This window comes from Maricaulis sp. B-26, assembly GCF_056857855.1.
Genome location: NZ_JBSXNX010000022.1, coordinates 1 through 19,655 on the forward strand (window position 1 = coordinate 1; position 19,655 = coordinate 19,655).

Sequence of the window (19,655 nt, forward strand, 5' to 3'; positions counted from 1 at the left end):
CATCAGGGACATCCTGCACACGGAGATTTACCGGAGCCCTCACGGGCTCCCTCTCGAAACCGGTCTGGACAGACAGTCAGCGCTTTTGCTGCCTCTCCTTACCGATGGCCACCACCGGGCCCTGTCGCGGTCAGCCGACAGGGACGGGCAGGCTCCGTACTCCCCACACCCCCGGCGAACCAGGCCGGGCCTCGAGCGGTGCGAGAACGAGGGTGATTATGCGGGAGGTCTTGAGGGTGGGGATAAGTCGGAAGCAAACCCCAGCCACATCACCCCCTCTCCCCTCCCGGGGAGGGGGATAAAGGGTGAGGGGCGCGCCGCGACGCGGCGCTTCAGGGACTCGCAGCCCGGTGCCCGAAAGCTTTTCCCTGGCCCTTCGGGCCGCCCCTCATCCGGCCTTCGGCCACCTTTTCCCTGACTGGGGAGAAGCGACACGTCATGCTTTCGGAGAAATAGCCGCGTTGCGAACACAGTCCCGCCACCCTGGGTCGGACAATCGCTTGACGGTGACGGTGCCGCGAGCCTCTGCGACACCCCGCCACATTCGTAATATCCGGAATTTCTGTCAAAACAGAAATGAATGAAGGAGGGCGATATGACGACGCTCGCTGTGAGACCGCAGGGCGGGGCGATGACACCCGGCGCCAAGCCGGTTCCGGACCTTGCAACGGTCCGTCCGACACCGTCTGACCACCGCACAACCGGTCCGGGACAAGCCGTTGCGGCCTGGCTGGCGGGATGCGCGGTTGCGGCGCTGACCGGATATTGGGGCGTCGGGCTTTTGGAGCTGGCGCGCGGCAGCGGGGAGGCGGCGGACTTCCTCATCGCCATGGTGAGGGCCCTGCCGGGCGCTGTCGCATTTGCGGCACTGGCGGCCTTTCTCACCAGCATTCCCATGCCGCTCATCGTCTTTCTCGAACGCGCCTGCCGCTGGCCGCGCGGCCTGTCGGATCTGCTGCTCGGCGCGTTTCTGGCCGGATTGATGGTCCAGATATTCGACGTGCCGCTCCTGCAAGGCCCGCGCGGCTGGGCGATGACGGGTTTCGCCGCGCTGTGCGGCGCGATGGGCGGATTGAGTTATTGGGTGGCCGCCGGCCGGCCCGATGCGAAGGAGGTTTGAGATGGGATGGTTCAGGCGCTTGCATGGAGCAAAACCCTGGCGCGCAATCGGGGCCTGGCTGCTCGCCTGTTATGTGTCGGGCGTGCTGATTACGGCGGGATTCGTCGTCTACAGTTCTTTGAGTGCGGGCTTCAACAACGACACGCGGTCCGTGGCTGACATCGTCCTGATGGCTGTTCCCGGGGCGATGCTCTGGGGCGTCGTGACCGGTGGTTTCGTTGCAGTCCTGACGGTGCTTCCCATGCTCGGTATCAACGGTCTGATCCGCGCCCGCCGCTGGCCGCGGCCGCTAGCCGATTTGTTGCAGGGGGTCGCCATGGGCGGCGGTATCATCCAGATCCTCGGTATGCCGCTTTTCACTGCCGGCACCGAAGGCATTCTCCTGACCGCCGGCTTTACCGCAACAGGCCTGATCGCGGGATATGTCTACTGGCGCTTCGCCGGCCGCCCGCGGCCCTACGATCCGGAACCGGAGCGCATCGCCGGCGGGCATATCTTCGACTGATCCGCACCGCCCGCTTGCTCCTGAGCGCGCGGGGCGTTAAGCCCTGCGCCTCAAACTCAAGCGAGCCAGTCATCCCATGACCAAAGTCCGTTTTGCGCCGAGCCCGACCGGGAAACTCCATGTCGGCAATGTCCGCACCGCGATCTTCAACTATCTGTTCGCGCGCAAGGCGGGCGGGATTTTCGTCCTGCGGATCGACGATACCGATACCGGGCGCTCGACGCAGGCCTATGAGGACGGGATCCGCGAGGACCTGACCTGGCTCGGCCTGACATGGGACGAGACCTTCAAGCAGTCGGACCGTTTCGGCGCCTATGCGGCGGCCGCGGAAAAGCTGAAGGCGAAGGGCCTGCTCTATCCCTGCTACGAGACCGGCGAGGAGCTGGAACGCAAGCGCCGCCTGCAAATGGCGAACGGCCGTCCGCCGGTCTATGACCGCGCGGCCCTGTCGCTGACCGATGCGGACAAGGCGAAGCTGGAAGCCGAGGGGCGCAAGCCGCACTGGCGCTTCAAGCTTTCCGGCAATCCGATCAGCTGGGACGACATGGTGCGCGGCCCGGTGACGATCGAGACGTCTTCGCTCTCCGACCCGATCCTGATCCGAGAGGATGGCAGCTATCTCTACACCCTGCCGAGCGTGGTCGACGATATCGATGCGGAAATCACCCACATCATCCGCGGCGAGGATCACACCACGAATTCGGGCGCGCAGATCGAGGTCTTCGAGGCGCTCGGCGGCAAGGCGCCGCAATTCGGACACCAGGCCCTGCTGGTCGGCGCGGACGGCGGCAAGCTGTCCAAGCGCCTGGGATCGCTGGGCATCGGCGAGCTGCGCGATGTCGAGGGTTACGAGCCGATGGCCGTGGTCTCGCTTCTGGCCAAGATCGGGACGTCCGATCCGGTCGAGGCTTTCGCGGCGATGGACGACCTGCTCGAGAGTTTCGATCTGGGCAAGCTGTCCCGTTCGCCGGCCCGCTTCGATCCGGAAGAACTCAAGCGCCTGAATGCGCGTCTCCTGCACGACACGCCCTATGCGGACGTCCAGCCGCGGCTGGCCGCGATGGACGCCGATGCGGGCGAGGCGGTCTGGAATGCGGTGCGTCCCAATCTGGAACGCCTGTCCGATGTGAAGGACTGGGTAGCGCTGATCGAGGGGCCGGTAACGCCGGTCATCGAGGAGGCGGAGTATGCCGCCGCGGCGATCGAGCATCTGCCCGAGGGCGAGCTGACCGGCGAGAGCTGGTCGGCCTGGACCGGTGCCCTGAAAGAAGCGACCGGCCGCAAGGGCAAGCAGCTCTTCATGCCGCTTCGCCTCATGCTGACCGGTGAGCCGCGCGGCCCGGAAATGGCTGTCCTGCTGCCGCTGATCGGACGCGAGACCGTGCTCAAGCGCCTCAAGGGCGAGGCGGCCTAGCCCTCATTCAGGCCTTCAGCGGCGCGTACCTCGTCCAGCAGGTGCGAGATGGCGGCTTCCGGCTCGTCGACCAGATCGATGTGATCGGCGAGAGATTGAGGCGTGAAGCCCTCCTTCACCGTATGGTCGATCAGCTTCATGAACGGCTCCCAGAAGCCTTCCGTATTGAGGAAGACGATCGGCTTGTCGTGCAGTTCGAGCTGCTGGCGGGAGACAACGTCGAAGACTTCTTCCAGCGTGCCGGTGCCGCCGGGCAGGATGATATAGGCGTCGGATTCCGCGATGAGCTGGCTCTTGCGGATACCCATCGATTCGACGATTCGCACGTCGACACCCCTCAGATGGCCTTCCTTGGCGATGAGGAATCCGGGAATGATACCGAGCACATCGCCGCCTTCTTCAGCGGCGGAGGAGGCAGCCTTGCCCATCAGTCCGACATCGCCGCCGCCATAGACCAGGCGGGCGCCGGCCTTCGCAATCGCGCGGCCCACGCGCTCGGCAGCATCGCCATAGGCGGCCCGCTCACCATGTCGTGAACCGCAAAAAACACCGATCGACCATAGTTTTGCCATCGAAACATCGTCCATGATTGCATTATCGGGGCAAGATGATATTCGCCGGAAGCTGTCGGCGCGAGGCTTGCATCCAGTGGTGGGATGCCGGATAGCTCGTCCTGATAACCGGCCTTGAATGACGGGAGACACGCCATGACCGCGACGCGGTCTTTCATCATTGCTGGCGCCCTTGCTGCCGTAGCCATAGCGGCGGCACTGGCCTTCATCATGTATCGGCCCGGCGGAACGCCGGAGCCGGAAACCCTGCCTCGCAGCGAGACTGCCGGAACCGAGACGCCTGCGGTGTCCCCGGACGAGACAGATACGCTGCTTGCCCCGCCGGTTTTCGACATCGTTCGCGTGGCGCCGGTCGGAACGGCTGTGATTGCCGGCCGCGGCGAACCGGGGGCGATGATCCAGCTCCTCGCCGACGGCGAATCGCTGACTTTCGAACACGACAATCAGCGCACCGGCCTGATGCCGGTAAACGAGCGCGGCGAATGGGTTATCATTCTCGACGAACCGCTGCCGTCCGGCGCGATCGAACTCTCCTTGCTGATGACGGCGCGCGACGGACGGGCCCTGCGCTCGGAACAGGTCGTCGTGGTGTCCATCCCCGAACAACGCGGCCCGACGCCGCTGGTCGTCGTGGGACGGCCGGGCGAGGCGAGCCGGGTCTGGCAATGCCCCTCCTGCAGCGATGCCGAAATGGGGCCGCTCGTGCTCGAGACCGTCGATTACGACGAGACCGGCGCGGTGATCTTCTCCGGCCGTGCCGAAACCGGCACGACCGTTCGCATCTATGCCAATGGCGCCCTGGTGGGCGAGACGAATGTCGGCCGCGACGGCCGCTGGACGATGCAGGCCGGCGCTCTGCTCGCGCCGGGCGTATACGATCTGCAGATCGACCAGGTCGACGAAGACGGCCAGGTCAGCGCGGTCATCGTCCTGCCCTTCGAACGCGTGGCTGCGGAAGACCTCAATATGGGACCCGACTCGGTCGTCGTGCAGCCGGGCAATTCGCTCTGGCGTCTGGCCCGCCGCCTCTATGGCGAGGGCATCCAGTACACGGTGATCTACGAGGCCAATCGCGACCAGATCCGCGATCCCGACCTGATCTATCCGGGCCAGGTCTTCGAGGCCCCGCAGGAACCGGGCGAAGGCGATAACGGGGACGATGCGGGCTGATCTGTCCGAACGCCCGGATTTCGACAGCACGCCGGCCAGCCGCTGGGCGCCGCTCCTGTTCGACGTCGCCATCATGCTGGTCGCCGGCCATCTCCTGATCGCTCTGCTGGACGTCTATTTTCCCTATGGAGTCGCGGTCGGCTGGTTCGGTGAAACCGAAGCCGGGCTGATCGAGCGTCTGCCGGTCATCCGGCCCGGCGATCCGGCCTGGTGGGCCGGCGTGGCGGGTTGGGGCTTCGCCCTGGTCCTGCTGCGAACCGGCACCCAATTGCTCGGCTGGCATCGCCTGACCTTCTTCCCGCTGGCCGCACTCATCCCCGTGGGCCTGCATATGGCTGCAACCGGCGGCTGGCTCTGAGACAGGTTCGCTCTGGCTTTCGGCCCGGGCGCACCCTATCTGTCAGCGCAATGAGACCCTCGAAACCCGACAGCGAAGCCGACGCGCAGACGGCACCCCAGGGCCGGCTCGGCCAGACCATGCTGCGCCTGTTCGCGCTGCTGGCCTCGCCGGACATGGCGAAATGGCGCTTCCGCATGGCACTGGCGCTCGGCCTCACCGTGATCGCCAAGCTCTTCGCCGTGTCTGCACCGGTCTTCTTCGGCGACGGCATCAACCTCATCACCCAGCATGCAGGCGGTGGCGCGGCCGCCAGTGCTGCGGCAGACGGCGAGGGCGGGGGCTTTCTGTCCGGACTGCTTGGCACCTTCACCCTGGCCTTCATCGCCTATGCCGTGGCGCGCTTTCTGTCTGTCGGCGCGCCGCAATTCCGCGACGGCCTGTTCGCGCCGGTCAGCCAGGACGCCCAGCGCCTGACCGCCGTGAAGGCCTTCTCGCACGTCCAGTCGCTCTCGCTCGGCTATCACCAGACCAAGCGCACCGGCGCGCTCAACCGCGTCATCGAGCGCGGCGCGCGGGCCGTCGATTTCCTGATGCGCTTCCTGATCTTCAACATCGCGCCGACGCTGCTGGAACTGGTGCTCGCGGCGACGGTACTGAGCGTGAATTACGGCTGGGAGTTCGCGGCGATCGCGACGGTCACGGTCGGGACCTACATGGCCATGACCTGGTCGGTGACCGAGTGGCGCGTGAAAATCCGCCGTCGCATGAACGACGCCGACACCGAGGCCACGGCCCGGGCCGTGGACAGCCTGATCAATTTCGAGACGGTGAAGGCCTTCGCGGCCGAGCAGCGCGAGTCCGATCATTACGACGCCGCGATGACGCGCTATGCCCGTGCGGCGGCCAAGTCCCAGTCCTCCCTGGCCCTGCTCAACGGCGCCCAGGCTCTGGTCATGAATGGCGGCCTGCTGGCGATGGCGCTGACGGCCGGTTGGAAGGCCTGGAACGGGGTGCTGCAGCCGGGCGACGTCGCGGCCGTGACGCTTATCCTGATGAATATCTATCAGCCGCTGAACATCCTCGGCTGGGCCTATCGCGAGATCAAACAGGGTGCGGTCGACATGGAGCGCCTGTTCGACACGCTCGCGCTGCGCCCTGACGTCGCCGACGCGCCGGACGCAAAGCCGCTCGCCATCACCGGCGGGGCGGTGAGTTTCGATGCGGTCGCCTATACCCATGATGGACGCACGCGTTCGGTCAGCGATGTGTCCATGGAGATGCCTGCCGGCGGCTTCATCGGCATTTGCGGCCCGTCCGGCGCCGGCAAGTCGACCATTCTGCGTCTGCTCTTCCGCTTCTACGATCCCGACGAGGGGCGCATCCTGATCGACGGGCAGGACATCGCACATGTCACCCAGCAAAGCCTGCGCGACGCGCTCGCCCTGGTGCCGCAGGACGTCGTCCTCTTCAACGACACGCTGCGCTCCAATATCGTCTACGGGCGCCCCAATGCGAGCGAGGCGGAGATCTGGGACGTGCTTGAAAAGGCGCACCTGGCCGAGTTCGCCCGCAGCCTGCCCGACGGCCTGGAGACACGCGTCGGCGAGCGGGGGCTGAAACTGTCCGGCGGCGAGAAACAGCGCGTCGGCGTGGCGCGCGCCATCCTGAAGAACCCGGCCGTGCTCGTGCTCGACGAAGCCACCTCGGCGCTGGACAGCCAGACCGAGAAGGACGTACAGGCCGCCCTCGCCGAGGCTGCACGGGGCCGGACCACGATCGCCGTCGCGCACCGTCTCTCCACCATTGCCGAGGCCGACCGGATTTTCGTCTTCGAGGACGGGCATGTCGCGGAAAGCGGCACGCATGCCGAGCTGCTGGCGAAGGGCGGGCTCTATGCCGCCATGTGGAAGCGCCAGAGCGAGGCCGGCAGCGGCACGGCCGCCGCCTCGCCGGGAGCCCGACCGGTTCCCGTGCGATCGGCCGAGTAGCACCGCGCTAGGCAGGCCCGGTGCCCGCAGCTATCCTGCCGGCTACAGCTCCGGGGCGAGAGATGGACGCATTTCAAACGACACTGGCGGAAGGGACCGTCTCGTGGCGCCTTGCCGAGGCCGGGGCGGCATGAGCGGCAAGCCTGTCGTCGGCCTGATCGGGCTGGGTGCCTTCGGGCAGCTGGCGGCGCAGCATCTGGCGCCGCATCTCGATCTGCTTGTCTTCGATCCGGGCGTAGCGTCCAGCGCGCACGGACGGTCGGTTTCGCTCGAAGAGGCGGCGGGCGCTCCCATTGTCATCCTGGCCGTGCCGGTCCAGGTCGTTCGCGATGCCTGCGAGATGATCGCGCCGCATGTCGCGGACGGGGCGCTCGTGCTCGACGTGGCGTCGGTCAAACTCGAACCGATGGCGATCATGCGCGAGGTCCTGCCTGCTGGCACGCGTATTGTCGGTACCCATCCGCTCTTCGGACCGCAGAGCGCCGCGCAGGGTATTGCCGGACAATCCATCGTGCTCTGCCCGGAAGCGGGCGAGGATACGGCCTGTCTGGAAGCCTTCCTGTCCGGGACGCTCGGGCTCAAGGTCCATGTCAGCGATGCCGATACCCATGATCGCACCATGGCCAGCGTCCAGGCGCTGACGCATCTCGTCTCGAAAGTTCTCACCGATCTCGGTCTGGAGCAGGCGCCCTACAGCACGCGCAGCTACGACCTGCTCGTCGAGGCGGCGAATCTCGTCCGCAGCGACAGCGAACAGCTCTTCCGCGCGATCGAGCGTCACAACCCGCATGCGGCGGAGGTGCGCGACCGCTTCTTCGCGGCGGCGAGGGCGCTGGATGAACGGCTCAAGACCTAGCGGCCCACGACCGTTGGTCGACACGAGTTTACCTGTCAGGGAAGGGTGTTTCGCTTGGAGTGGCTCCCCGGGACGGGCTCGAACCGCCGACCCGGTGATTAACAGTCACCTGCTCTACCAACTGAGCTACCGGGGAACACTGGTCTCTCAAGCGAGGCCCGGCTTTTATCAGAGCTTTTGCGCGACGCGCAAGCGCCCATGTGCGCCGGATGTGCGATTGATCTGCAAAAAAAAATCGGGAGCCGCATTGGCTCCCGAAAAGGCATTGGGTGGATGGTGGGGTGTCTTCACGGGAAGACGCGTTAACAATCGGGTCGAAACCCTTAAGGCGCGGTTAACGGGATGCGTAGAATTGGGGATTTGATTTATCGTCCTTGCCGAATCCCTAACGACAACACGGAAATGCGCTGTTTCTTGTTGAGACCGCATTACCAATAAAAACGGCGTTTTCGCCTGCAGGGACAGGGTGTGATACTGATTCGGCCATCGAATCGGGGAGAGCCTTCCATGCGGGAATACCAGACATTTGACGCTTTCTGGCCCTACTACCTCCAGGAGCACGCCAAACCGGCCACGCGGTATTGGCACTATGTCGGGTCGACCCTCGCCATTCTGGTCCTCGTCGCTGCGCTGGTCACCCGGACCTGGTGGGCGCTGCTCGCCGTGCCGGTCTCGGGCTATTTCTTCGCCTGGGTCAGCCACGCATTCGTCGAGCGCAACAAGCCGGCGACCTTCACCTATCCGCTCTGGTCGCTGATTTCCGACTACAAGATGTTCGGGTTCTTTCTCGCCGGAAAACTGGACGGCGAACTGGCCAGGGCCGGGGTCCGGCCTGACGGCACGATCGGCGAACCGCAAGGCTAGGCTCTTTCCGCGGGGCGCGAGCGGACTAGCTCATTGCGCATGCCCCGCCATGCCTCCCGCCATCCCAAACCCGAAAAGGTCTGCAGGCAATGCGGACGCCCGTTCGAATGGCGCCGCAAATGGGCCGATGTCTGGGACGAGGTGACATACTGCTCGAGACGCTGCCGCCAAGGCGGGCAGACCGGCAGCTAGTCCAAGGCATCGAGTGTGATCCTGGCGCGGCCGAGATAGGCCCTGCGCTTTTCCTCGCTCATCCGGTCCCAGTTTCGATAGACGGGACCGAGCCGCGGATTGCCGCGTAGCGTCCCGGAATTCCGGTCGAGGAAATCCCAGTAGAGCGCATTGAAGGGACAGGCCGTCTCGCCGGTCTTGTCCTTCACGTCATAGCGGCAGCCGGCGCAATAATCCGACATGCGGTCGATATAGGCGCCGCTCGCGGCATAGGGCTTCGAACCGAGCAGGCCTCCGTCGGCGAATTGCGACATGCCGATCGTATTGGGCGCTTCGACCCATTCGAAGGCATCGATATAGACCGCCAGATACCATTCATGCAGTTCGTGCGGGTCCACGCCGGCGAGCAGGGCGAAGGTGCCGGTGACCATGAGGCGCTGGATATGGTGGGCATAGGCGTCCTCGCGGGTCTGCCCGATAGCGGCAGCGAGGCAGGCCATGTCGGTCTTGCCGGTCCAGTAGAAGCCGGGCAGGGATCGCGAGGCGCCGAGCGCGTTGCGGGTGACGTAATCCGGACCCTCTCGCCAGTAGATGCCGCGCACATATTCCCGCCAGCCGATGATCTGCCGGATGAAGCCCTCGACCGAATTGAGCGGAGCGCGGCCGGCCTCGTATTCCGCCTCGGCACGGCGGCAGACATCGAGCGGGTCGAGCAGGCCGACATTGATGTAGGCGGACAGAAGCGAGTGATGGAGGCAGGCCTCGCCGGTCAGCATGGCGTCCTGGTAGGCGCCGAAATCGGGCAGGGCGTGCTCGATGAAATGATCGCGGGCCGCTTCCGCGTCCGCGCGCCGCGTGGCGAAACGGAAGGGGCGGAGCGTACCGAAATGGTCGGGAAACTCGCGCTCGACGAGATCGAGCACCTCTGCGGTCACGTCGTCCGCCTCGACGCTGAAACGCTCCGGCATGAAGAGGCCGGTCTCGGCAGGCTTGCGATTCTCGGCGTCGAAATTCCATTGCCCGCCGGCAGGCTTGTCCCCGTCCATCAGCAGGCCGGTCCGCTTGCGCATCTCGCGATAGAAATACTCCATCCGCAATTGCTTGCGGCCGTCCGCCCAGCGCTCGAAATCATCGTGCGAACACACGAAGCGGTCGTCTTCGAGGATCACCGTCTCGATGCCGAAACGCCCGGCCCACGCGTCCATCTCCCGGCGCAGGCGCCATTCGCCGGGTTCCGTGACGATCAGCCGGTCATAGCTCTGCGAGCCGAGTTGTGCGGCAACGGCATCGGCGAGGCTTGCGGCCCGCGTCCCGTCGTCGAACCGCCGATAGACGACGTTGTGCCCCGCCTCGCGCAGCTCCTCCGAGAAATGCCGCATGGCAGCGAAGATGAAGGCGATCTTCTTCTTGTGGTGCGCGACATAGGCCGTCTCCTCGCTCACCTCGGCCATGAGGATGTCGGCCTCGCCGCCCGGTGTGCGGCGCAGGCTCGGCAGGTCGGGGCTCAGCTGGTCGCCGAGGACGAGAATGAGGTCGCGCAAATCAGCTCTCCTGCGATCTGATGACGGGGGAGATACGTAGACGCTCCGGCGACAGACCATATCGCGACTGCGGAGCCGGACATGGGTAGGGAAACGAGCGGCGGCATGGCCGTCATATTCGGCGCGACGGGCGGCATCGGGTCAGCCCTGACCGAAGCGCTGCGGGTGCAGGGACGCCATGAGCGCGTGATCGGCCTCTCGCGCAGCGCCGGCGACAATGGCGAGCCCGGTTTCGATCTGACCGATGAAGCCAGTATCGAGGCTGCCGCGACCTATTTGTCCGGCCGGCCGGAAGCGATTCGCCTCGCCATCGATGCGACGGGCTATCTGCACGATGCGCGCTTCGCACCGGAGCGCAGCCTGGGCGCGCTTGATCCGGAACACATGCAGCAGGCCTTCGCGCTCAATGCGATCGGGCCGGCGCTGCTGATGAAGCATATCCTGCCGCTCCTGCCGCGCCAGGGGCGGTCGGTCTTCGCCAGCCTGTCCGCGCGGGTCGGTTCTATCGGGGATAACGAGCTGGGCGGCTGGCACAGCTACCGGGCATCGAAGGCGGCGCTGAACCAGTTCGTGCGCGGCGCCGCGATCGAGACCGGGCGCCGGCGCAAAGAGGCGATCTGCGTGGCGCTCCATCCCGGCACGGTCGATACGCGGCTGTCCGAACCCTTCTCGAAGTCGGGGCTCGATGTGCGTCCGCCGGAGGAGGCCGCGCGCGATATTCTCGCCGTGCTCGACGGACTCGAGTCGGGCGATACGGGCGGCTTCTTCGACCACAAGGGCAAACCGGTACCCTGGTGAGGAAACGCTGGATTTTCGGGAAGGGTGGAGGCACCGCCCGGAATCGAACCGGGGTACACGGATTTGCAATCCGCTGCGTAGCCACTCCGCCACGGTGCCGCACTTGCGAGCCGGGAGCTATAGCCGGAGAGAACGGGCTGAGCAATCCGCCGTTTCACTCCTTTTGCCGCGGAATGCAGGCTGATTGTCGCGCGCGCGCAGTCCGGTGGTTGCTCACGCTCCATTGTGCAGGATATATCAGCGCAAACCCGCGACGACCGAGTCCGGCTCCAGTGCGAGGAGAGATCCGTGAACGAATTCGAACAGGCACGCAAACACATGGTCGACAGCCAGATCCGGCCGGCCGACGTGACGGACCGGACGCTGATCGGCGCCTTCCTGGATATTCCGCGACATCTCTTCGTGCCGCGCTCGCGTCGGGCCGCTGCCTATTCGGACGGCCAGGTCGTTACCAGCGAGACCCGGACGATGATGCGCCCGCGCGATCTCGCCAAGCTGATCCAGGCCGCCGAGATCGAGCCGAACGAACTCGTCCTCGATATCGCCTGCGGCCGCGGCTATTCGACCGCCATCCTGTCGCGCATGGCCGAGACCGTGGTCGGTCTCGAGGATGACGAGGACGGCCTGTCCCGCTCCACCGACCTGCTCTCGGAAGTCGGCGCGGACAATGCCGTCGTCATCGAGGGCGATCTCAAGAAGGGCGTGCCGGACCAGGGGCCGTTCAACGTCATCTTCGTCAACGGATCCGTTGACGCGGTGCCGCAGGCCTGGTTCGACCAGCTGGCCGATGGCGGCCGCCTCGTCGCCATTCTGCGCCGCGGTCCGGTCGGCAAGGCAACGGTCTTCACCAAATCCGCCGCCGGCATTGGCGAGCGTGTCGTGTTCGATGCGAATGCAACCGTCCTTCCCGGCTTCGAGACGGTACCCGGCTTCACCTTCTGATCCCGCCAAATGCGAGGCAGGCATGACGCGCGACCGAATGGCGCGTTGGGCATCGCTGCGTTTCGTGCTAATACTTGCACAAATCTGCAAGTGAACACTGTTCACTTTCGCCGGAGCCGTGCCTATATGAGCGCGAGACATATGCTGGCCTTGGTGCCGGAAGCCATTATGATGCACGTGACTCAGTCGGTCGCTGACCGTCCTGCGGGCGGGCAATGAAGAGGGAAAGTCGCATGACGCGTTTCAAGCAGTGGGCCCTGGCGCTGGCAGGCGGCGTGTCCGTTCTTGCCATGGGCGGCATCGCGAGCGCCCAGTCGCTCGAAGAAACCCTGATCCTCGCCTATAATTCCAACCCGACGCTCCAGGCCGAACGGGCCCGGCTGCGGGCTACGGACGAGATCCGGGTCCAGGCGCAGGCCGGACGTCTGCCGCAGGTCGCGGCGAGCGCCTCGATCGGACGCCAGCACGTCGAATCCGAAAACACTTTCGTCTTCAACGGTACCGCCATCACCGGCGGCGGCGAGTCCGACGCAACGCCGAAGGATTATGCCATCACCGCCAACCAGGCGATCTACCAGGGCGGCCGCATTTCCGGGGCCATCGACCAGGCCAATGCCGCGATCATGGCCGGACGCGAGCAGCTCCGCGCGGTCGAGCAGGCCGTGCTGGTCGATGCTGTTACCGCCTTCATGGATGTGCGGCGCGATGCTGCCGTGGTGGATATCCGGCGGCATAATGCCGAGGTGCTCGCCCAGCACCTGCAGGCCGCACGCGACCGTTTCGAGGTCGGCGAGATCACCCGTACCGACGTCGCCCAGGCCGAGGCACGCCTGTCCGGTGCGCAGGCACAGCTTTCCGCGGCCCAGTCCCAGCTCGCCGCCAGCCGGGCCGCCTATGAGCGCGTCACCGGCCAGCCGCCGGCCTCGCTGACCGAACCGCCGGCCCTGCCGGATCTGCCGGACAATCTGGCCGATGCCGCCGAGACGGCTTATCGCAACAGCCCGCAGCTGCTCGGAGCCCAGTACGGCGAGGAGGCAGCGCGCCACGCCATCCGCATCGCCCGCGGCGCCCTGCGTCCGGAAGTCACGCTGAGCGCCCAGGCCAGCGCCGCACGTGATTCGACCTATACGGGCGACAGCCGCGACACGGCAGCGATCATGGGGCGCGTTTCGGTACCGATTTTCACCGGTGGATTGAATCGGTCCCGCGTCCGCGAAGCCATCGCACAGGAAGAGGAAGCGCGGCACCAGGTGCGCGAGGCGCGCCGCCGGGTTACCGAAGGCGTGACCAATGCCTGGAGCGGATATGTCACCTCTCTGGCCGTTATCGAGTCGAGCCGGCAGGCCGTCCGGGCCAATGAAATCGCCCTCGACGGGGTGGAGCAGGAGGCCTATGTCGGTCTGCGTACGACGCTCGATGTACTTGATGCAGAACAGGAATTGCTCGAGTCGCGCCTGACCTACGTGACGGCGGAGCGGGATTCCTACGTTGCGGGCTACCGCCTGATGCAGGCGATGGGGCTGCTTTCGGCCTCGGCGCTGGGGCTGGATGTCGCTGTTTACGATATGGCCGGTGCCGACAGCGAAAATTCCCGGTTCTCTAACTTTGACTTAACGCCCTGGGACTAGGCTTTTGGCAGAATCGCGGACTGGACAGGGCGTGCCTGGGCCGGTTAATTCGCGTATCAAGAGAAGCGACTGAACCCAAGGACAGGGCGAATGGCCGAACAAGCTGCCGAAAACGAACCGTCGATGGAAGAAATCCTCTCCTCGATCCGCCGGATCATCAATGAGGACGAGGAAGACGCTCCGGCGGAAGCGGAAGCCGAGGCGGCTCCCGCCGACGACGAGCCGAAAAGCCAGGAAGACGTGGACGCCATGTTCGCCGAGGCGGAGGCCGAGCCGGAACCCGAGGGCGAAGCTGACGATGTCCTTGAGCTGACCGACCGCGTCGACGAGGTCGATGGCGGCACCGAGCCGCTCGCCGTGGACGACGATCTGATGATCGTCGATCGCGAGGAGGAAGAAGAACCGGTCGCCGAGGCCGAGCCGGAGCCGGAAATCGACTTCGACGCGCTCGAGGAAGAGACTACGGAAGGCATTATGAGCGAGCCGGCTGCGGCTGCCGCCATGGGCTCCTTCCACACGCTCGCCGACCAGATCCGGATTTCCGAGGAGGAAGGCCGCACGCTCGAGGGTGTCGTCCGCGCCCTGCTGCGTCCGATGCTGAAGGAATGGCTCGATGCCAATCTTCCGGCCATCGTCGACGAAAAGGTCCAGGCCGAGATCGACCGCGTCTCCCGCCGCCGCCGCTAGACCGGCAGCCGGAAATGAGTTCGAAGAGGCGCGCTCCACCGGAGCGCCCCTTTTTCTTTGCGATTTCCGCCAAACCAGGGGCAATCCGCAGCTGACGGGCTGACAATCCGTGTGAGATGTCCATAAAGGTTTCAAAAGCGCGCCCCGCGCCCAGACCAGTTGCGGACCATGATGGACAAGACCTTCAATCCCAAAGACGCCGAATCCCGGATTTACGATGCCTGGGAAAAGGCCGGAGCCTTCCAGCCGATCGATGACGAGAATGCGGAAGCCTTCTCCATCGTCATCCCGCCGCCCAACGTCACCGGCCGGCTGCATATCGGTCACGCGCTGAACAATACGCTGCAGGACGTGCTGGTCCGCTACAAGCGCATGCTGGGTTGTTCCGTGCTCTGGCAGCCGGGCACCGACCATGCCGGCATCGCCACGCAGATGGTGGTCGAGCGCAAGCTTGCCGAAGAAGGCAATCAGGGCCGCCGCGAGATGGGCCGCGATGCCTTCATCGAGCGCGTCTGGGAATGGAAAGAGGAAAGCGGCGGCGCCATCCTGCAGCAGCTGCGCCGCCTCGGCGCCTCCTGCGACTGGTCGCGCGAGCGCTTTACCCTTGATGAGGGCCTCTCGAAGGCCGTGCTCAAGGTCTTCGTCCAGCTCTACAAGGAAGGCCTGATCTATCGCGGCAAGCGTCTGGTCAACTGGGACCCGAAATTCGAGACGGCGATCTCCGACCTCGAGGTGGAGAATCTCGAAGTCGACGGCTTCATGTGGCACTTCAAATACCCGCTCGCCGACGGCAAGACCTATACCTATGTCGAGAAGGACGAGGACGGGAATGTCGTGCTGGAGGAAGAGCGCGACTATATCTCCATCGCCACCACGCGCCCGGAGACCATGCTTGGCGATGGCGCCGTCGCGGTCCACCCGGACGACGAACGCTATGCGCCGATCGTCGGTGCGCTGTGCGAGATCCCGGTCGGTCCGAAAGAGCATCGCCGCCTGATCCCGATCATCACCGACGAGCATCCGGACCCGGAATTCGGCTCCGGCGCGGTGAAGATCACCGGCGCGCACGATTTCAACGATTACGAAGTCGCCAAGCGCAACGACATTCCCTGCTATCGCCTGATGGATACGCGCGCGGCGCTGCGCGCCGATGGCGCGTCCTATGCGGAATGCTCGGCCCAGGCCGTGGCGATCGCCAAGGGCGCGGATCTGCCGGACGAAGCCGGGATCGACGCCATCAATCTGGTGCCGGAGGAGTATCGCGGGCTCGACCGCTTCGAGGCGCGCGAGAAGATCGTCGCTGCGATCAATGCGGAAGGCCTCGCGGTCACCACCAAAGACGAAGAGGGCAATGACATCCCCTTCGTCGAAAAGAAGAAGATCCAGCAGCCCTTCGGCGACCGCTCCCATGTGGTCATCGAGCCCATGCTCACCGATCAGTGGTTTGCCGACGCCAAGACGCTGGCCAAGGACGCCATCGCCGCCGTCGAGGACGGGCGCACGACCTTCCATCCGAAAAACTGGGAAAAGACCTATTTCGAATGGATGCGCAACATCCAGCCCTGGTGCATCTCGCGCCAGCTCTGGTGGGGGCACCGGGTGCCGGCCTGGTATGACGAGGACGGCAATGTCTATGTCGCCGAGAGCGAGGAAGAGGCGCAGGCCCAGGCGGGCGGCAAAGCGCTGACACAGGACGAGGACGTCCTCGACACCTGGTTCTCCTCTGCGCTCTGGCCCTTCTCCACGCTGGGCTGGCCGGACGACACGCCGGACGTGGTCGACCGTTTCTACCCGACCTCGGTGCTGATCACCGCCTTCGACATCATCTTCTTCTGGGTCGCCCGGATGATGATGCAGGGCCTTCACTTCATGAAGGAGGCCCCGTTCAAGGACGTCTACATCCACGCCCTCGTCCGCGACGAGAAGGGCCAGAAGATGTCCAAATCCAAGGGCAATGTGATCGACCCGCTGGAGATCGTGGACGCGTACGGCGCCGACGCGCTGCGCTTCACCCTGGCGGCCCAGGCCGGTCAGGGCCGCGATATCCGCATGTCCAAGGAGCGCGTCGAGGGCTACCGTAATTTCGGCACCAAGCTGTGGAATGCCGCGCGCTTCTGCGAGATGAACGAGTGCAAGCCGGTTGCGGATTTCGATCCGAAATCGGTAGAGCAGACGGTCAATAAGTGGATCCTCTCCGAGGCCTCCCGGGCCGTTGCGGCGATCAATGCGGGGCTGGACGGCTTCCGCTTCAACGATGCGGCAGCTGCGGCCTATCGCTTCGTCTGGAACGTGTTCTGCGACTGGCATCTGGAATTCGCCAAGCCGCTCCTGCAGGGCGAGGACGAGGCCGCCAAGGCCGAGACGCGCGCGACGACCGCTTTCGTGCTCGATCAGGCGCTGAAAATGCTCCACCCCTTCATGCCCTTCGTCACCGAAGAGCTGTGGAACCAGACCGGCGAGCGCTCGACCCAGCTCATCACCGCCGACTGGCCGCAGCTGGACGGACTGGAGAATGCCGACGCCGCGGCCGAGATGGACTGGCTGATCGATCTGATCACCGATATCCGACGCCTTCGCGCCGAGATGAATGTCCCGGCCGGCGCCAAGCTGGCGCTGATCGCGGTCGGCGCGGATGCGGAAACGCAGGCGCGGCTGGAACGTCATGAGGCGCTGATCACGCGCATGGCGCGCCTGGCCGATATCGGCCTGTCCGACACGGTCCCGCCGGCTTCGGCCCAGGCGGTGATCGGCGAGACGACCATCGCCCTTCCGCTGGAAGGCGTAATCGATTTCGACGCCGAGCGAAGCCGCATCTCCAAGGAGCTGGCCAAGCTCGACGGCGAGATCACGCGCCTCGAGAAAAAGCTCGGCAACGAGAAATTCGTCGCCAACGCGCCCGAGGCCGTCGTCGCCGAACAGCGCGAGAAGCTGACCGACTACACGGCCCAGAAATCCAAGATGGCCGAAGCATTGGAGCGGTTGGGTTCGGTCTGATGGATGCGCGTTTCGACAGTTTGTGGCGTGAGAAGCTGGAGCCCTGGCTGGCGGGGCTTGAGCAGGAGCGCCGGCAGGCTGTCAGGCGGCTCTTCATCGGGCTGGGCGCGGGCGCGGTTCTCGGTCCGCTGGCTGGCTTCGCCCTGGGTGTTCAGCTGGAGGAGCCCGGACTGGTCCTGATGGGCCTTTTTCTGGGCTTGGCGATTGGCGGCGGGTTCGGATATCAGCGCCTGCGCGGGCTGCGCAAACAGGTCAAGGTCCGCCTGAACGAAGGCGTCGCCGAGGTGCTGGACCTGCGCTACGCGCTGAAGCCGCCGACGCCGCGCCGGTTCGACACGTTTTGCGATCTGGGCCTTCTGCCGAGCTGGGACCGGCACAGTTTCGAGGATCATTTCGAGGGCGAGCGGCAGGGCTGCGACTTCGAGCTCTACGAGGCGCATCTGGAAGAGAAGCGCCGCAGCAAGAACGGCACGCATTACGTCACGGTTTTCCGCGGCGTACTGATCCGCATCAATTTCCCGCGGAAGGTGGAAGGCGTGACCGTGATCACCCGCGATCAGGGCATCTTCAACGGGCTGGAAGCCTTCGGGCGTTCCTTCGGCAAAACCAAGCTGGAGCGGATCCGGCTTGTCGATCCGGACTTCGAAAAGGCGTTCGAGGTCTATGGCAATGACCAGGTGCTGGCGCGCTACATGCTCACGCCCTCCTTCATGGAGCGGCTGATCGCGCTGGAGGCCGCGCTGAAGGGCAAGAATGTCCGCGCCGCCTTCGACCAGGATTCCGGCGAGGGCGAGCTGCTGATCTCGGCCGAGACCGGCAATCAGTTCGAGGCGGGCTCGATGTTCAAGCCGCTCGCAGACGCCTCGCGCGTGGAAAGGCTGGTCGACGAATTGTCGCGCGTGATCGCCTTGCTCGACCTGCTCGTCGAACCGGCGAAATTCGGTGAGGACAGCCTCGTCGAGGCGAAGGACTAGTTATTGCCGGCGATACGGCCGGCGGCTTCGATCACCTGTGACGCAAGGTCCTCGATGCCGGCCTGATCCAGTGTCCGGCTGCTCGTGCGCTCGATCCTCGATGTCTCCGTATGCCGTTTGCGCGAGCGCGAATAGGCAGGGTCGTAATGCTCGGTGACCAGCTCGACGGCGAGCTGGCGGTATTCGCCCTGCCCGGCGAGCGCCCGCCATTCCGCGATCCGCTCTTTCGAATGCATCTGTTTGAGCCGGTCGAGCGAGGCGACCAGCTTGTCGTGATATTTGATCAGGTCCGGATAGGCGCTCATGAGGAAATCGGCCCGGGCCTCGACAGGCGCTTCGACGACGATGCGCGGCGCCTGTTTCATGGCCTGCCAGATGCGGACAGGGACGCGGCGTCGTCCGACCAGGCTGGACTCGGCTTCCACGAACAGGGGACGCTGCGGATCGATATCGCGCAGCACCGACCAGATACCTGTCTCGAAGGCTTTCTGGCTCGGTTGTTCCAGATCGGCGAAATCGCCGAAGGCCGAACCGCGATGGCCGGCCAGGCCTTCAAGGTCGAGGACCTGTTCTCCGCGCCTGGCCAGCTCGTGCAGGATGGCGGTCTTGCCGGTGCCGGTCTGGCCGTCGACGAGGATGATGGGCAGGGCCGTCCCGCCGGAGTCGAGACCGGCGACGACGCTGCGGCGCCAGCTCTTGTAACCGCCTTCGAGGAGGGTGACCCGCCAGCCGACCTGGGACAGCACCAGCGCCATGGAGGTGGAGCGCATGCCGCCGCGCCAGCAATAGACGAGGGGGCGCCAGGCTTTCGGCTTGTCGCTGAGGGCGGTCTCGATATGGCGGGCGATATTGCGGGCGGTCAGGGCGGCGCCGTGGCGGCGGGCGGTGAAGGGCGAGATCTGGGCGTATTCCGTGCCGATCCTGGCGCGCTCCTCATCGTCGAGCACGGGCAGATTGACGGCGCCGGGCAAATGATCTTCTGCAAATTCCGACGGGGACCGGACGTCGATAATGGTATCGAAGAGTTCCAATCCGTCAGCGGATAGGTCATCAGTGGTAGCGAAACGCTGCATGGGTCGTGTCGTCTTCCG

The 19,655-nt window shown here is 65.2% G+C and carries 18 protein-coding genes and 2 tRNA genes; 15 read left to right on the forward strand and 5 right to left on the reverse strand.

The annotated features are described in order from the left end of the window. The first annotated feature begins 595 nt into the window (after positions 1-595). From AC13HB_RS08635 to gltX, 3 genes are all read left to right on the forward strand, one after another. A complete protein-coding gene (locus tag AC13HB_RS08635; protein WP_482949347.1) occupies positions 596-1,120 on the forward strand; it encodes a hypothetical protein in 525 nt (174 codons plus the stop codon). 1 nt (position 1,121) lies between these two features. Next, on the forward strand, positions 1,122-1,625 hold the full coding sequence (locus tag AC13HB_RS08640; RefSeq protein ID WP_482949348.1) for a hypothetical protein: 504 nt from the start codon (positions 1,122-1,124) through the stop codon (positions 1,623-1,625). Positions 1,626-1,701: 76 nt separating this feature from the next. Continuing rightward, entirely contained in the window at positions 1,702-3,039 is a 1,338-nt protein-coding gene (gene gltX, locus AC13HB_RS08645) for a glutamate--tRNA ligase (protein WP_482949349.1), read from the forward strand. Here the strand turns inward: gltX and AC13HB_RS08650 are convergent. Continuing rightward, positions 3,036-3,611, reverse strand: a complete 576-nt coding sequence (locus AC13HB_RS08650) for an LOG family protein (protein WP_482949350.1) — start codon at positions 3,609-3,611, stop codon at positions 3,036-3,038. The genes gltX and AC13HB_RS08650 overlap by 4 nt on opposite strands. A 135-nt stretch (positions 3,612-3,746) precedes the next feature. Between AC13HB_RS08650 and AC13HB_RS08655 the strand changes: the two genes are divergently transcribed. From AC13HB_RS08655 to AC13HB_RS08670, 4 genes are all read left to right on the forward strand, one after another. After that, positions 3,747-4,781 (forward strand): LysM peptidoglycan-binding domain-containing protein, encoded by a 1,035-nt coding sequence (locus tag AC13HB_RS08655; RefSeq protein WP_482949351.1) that lies wholly within the window; start codon positions 3,747-3,749, stop codon positions 4,779-4,781. Next, complete coding sequence (locus AC13HB_RS08660) at positions 4,771-5,139, forward strand: hypothetical protein (protein WP_482949352.1); 369 nt, start codon at positions 4,771-4,773, stop codon at positions 5,137-5,139. Before AC13HB_RS08655 ends, AC13HB_RS08660 begins: the two co-directional genes overlap by 11 nt. A gap of 50 nt (positions 5,140-5,189) precedes the next feature. Beyond that, complete coding sequence (locus AC13HB_RS08665) at positions 5,190-7,109, forward strand: ABCB family ABC transporter ATP-binding protein/permease (protein ID WP_482949353.1); 1,920 nt, start codon at positions 5,190-5,192, stop codon at positions 7,107-7,109. A 130-nt stretch (positions 7,110-7,239) separates the two neighbouring features. Continuing rightward, a complete protein-coding gene (locus AC13HB_RS08670) occupies positions 7,240-7,965 on the forward strand; it encodes a prephenate dehydrogenase/arogenate dehydrogenase family protein (RefSeq protein ID WP_482949354.1) in 726 nt (241 codons plus the stop codon). A gap of 60 nt (positions 7,966-8,025) precedes the next feature. Here the strand turns inward: AC13HB_RS08670 and AC13HB_RS08675 are convergent. Next, positions 8,026-8,101, reverse strand: a tRNA-Asn gene (locus tag AC13HB_RS08675). Positions 8,102-8,472: 371 nt separating this feature from the next. Here AC13HB_RS08675 and AC13HB_RS08680 point away from each other — a divergent pair. Together AC13HB_RS08680 and AC13HB_RS08685 are read left to right on the forward strand one after the other, a co-directional pair. Further along, a complete protein-coding gene (locus tag AC13HB_RS08680; RefSeq protein WP_482949355.1) occupies positions 8,473-8,829 on the forward strand; it encodes an Mpo1-like protein in 357 nt (118 codons plus the stop codon). 39 nt (positions 8,830-8,868) lie between these two features. After that, a complete protein-coding gene (locus tag AC13HB_RS08685; RefSeq protein ID WP_482949356.1) occupies positions 8,869-9,021 on the forward strand; it encodes a DUF2256 domain-containing protein in 153 nt (50 codons plus the stop codon). Here the strand turns inward: AC13HB_RS08685 and AC13HB_RS08690 are convergent. Continuing rightward, a complete protein-coding gene (locus tag AC13HB_RS08690) occupies positions 9,018-10,601 on the reverse strand; it encodes a cryptochrome/photolyase family protein (RefSeq protein WP_482949357.1) in 1,584 nt (527 codons plus the stop codon). The genes AC13HB_RS08685 and AC13HB_RS08690 overlap by 4 nt on opposite strands. Before the next feature lie 21 nt (positions 10,602-10,622). On the opposite strand from AC13HB_RS08690, the gene AC13HB_RS08695 reads away from it, so the two are divergent. After that, complete coding sequence (locus AC13HB_RS08695) at positions 10,623-11,339, forward strand: SDR family oxidoreductase (protein WP_482949358.1); 717 nt, start codon at positions 10,623-10,625, stop codon at positions 11,337-11,339. 25 nt (positions 11,340-11,364) lie between these two features. Here the strand turns inward: AC13HB_RS08695 and AC13HB_RS08700 are convergent. Beyond that, a tRNA-Cys gene (locus AC13HB_RS08700) sits at positions 11,365-11,438 on the reverse strand. A 189-nt stretch (positions 11,439-11,627) separates the two neighbouring features. Here AC13HB_RS08700 and AC13HB_RS08705 point away from each other — a divergent pair. The 5 genes from AC13HB_RS08705 to AC13HB_RS08725 all read left to right on the forward strand — a co-directional run bounded on the left by AC13HB_RS08705 (position 11,628) and on the right by AC13HB_RS08725 (position 18,564). Beyond that, positions 11,628-12,281, forward strand: a complete 654-nt coding sequence (locus AC13HB_RS08705; protein ID WP_482949359.1) for a protein-L-isoaspartate O-methyltransferase family protein — start codon at positions 11,628-11,630, stop codon at positions 12,279-12,281. Positions 12,282-12,514: 233 nt separating this feature from the next. Next, positions 12,515-13,909 (forward strand): TolC family outer membrane protein, encoded by a 1,395-nt coding sequence (locus AC13HB_RS08710; RefSeq protein WP_482949360.1) that lies wholly within the window; start codon positions 12,515-12,517, stop codon positions 13,907-13,909. Positions 13,910-13,999: 90 nt separating this feature from the next. Further along, complete coding sequence (locus AC13HB_RS08715; RefSeq protein ID WP_482949361.1) at positions 14,000-14,596, forward strand: DUF2497 domain-containing protein; 597 nt, start codon at positions 14,000-14,002, stop codon at positions 14,594-14,596. 168 nt (positions 14,597-14,764) lie between these two features. Beyond that, entirely contained in the window at positions 14,765-17,590 is a 2,826-nt protein-coding gene (locus AC13HB_RS08720) for a valine--tRNA ligase (protein ID WP_482949362.1), read from the forward strand. Next, a complete protein-coding gene (locus tag AC13HB_RS08725; protein ID WP_482949363.1) occupies positions 17,590-18,564 on the forward strand; it encodes a DUF3137 domain-containing protein in 975 nt (324 codons plus the stop codon). Before AC13HB_RS08720 ends, AC13HB_RS08725 begins: the two co-directional genes overlap by 1 nt. On the opposite strand, the gene mnmH is transcribed toward AC13HB_RS08725, so the two are convergent. Beyond that, a complete protein-coding gene (gene mnmH, locus AC13HB_RS08730) occupies positions 18,561-19,637 on the reverse strand; it encodes a tRNA 2-selenouridine(34) synthase MnmH (protein ID WP_482949364.1) in 1,077 nt (358 codons plus the stop codon). The genes AC13HB_RS08725 and mnmH overlap by 4 nt on opposite strands. Positions 19,638-19,655: the final 18 nt, after the last annotated feature.